Origin of the sequence: Winogradskyella poriferorum (assembly GCF_050618035.1) — a bacterium.
Lineage (GTDB): Bacteria > Bacteroidota > Bacteroidia > Flavobacteriales > Flavobacteriaceae > Winogradskyella > Winogradskyella poriferorum_A.
Map to the genome: position 1 here is coordinate 1 of NZ_JBODPY010000070.1, position 249 is coordinate 249.

The 249-nt window shown below is 33.7% G+C and carries 1 protein-coding gene; it reads right to left on the bottom strand.

The genetic code is table 11. The features are described 5' to 3' along the window. Positions 1-249: hypothetical protein (locus tag ACRHOC_RS14960; RefSeq protein WP_431159420.1), on the bottom strand; the 249-nt coding region annotated here is incomplete at both ends.

Consider the following 249-nt stretch of genomic DNA (forward strand, 5'->3'; position numbering starts at 1 on the left):
TAATTGTTCTACGCCCCATTGAAATTTTAAATATAAATGCGTACTATCAATTAGCTCGCAAAGCAAACCTTGATCGCTATAGTATCTGCCAACTTTTTCTTTTATTGAAGTAAGGTCGTATTCCTTGTTTTGTTCTTCTTTTTCAGGTAAGAGTAAATCAGCAATTTTCAAAGCTTTTTCAGAAGCACCAATATCGGAAACGTTACCAAAAACAATAATTCCTAAACTTTCCTCAGGAAACCGTACAAC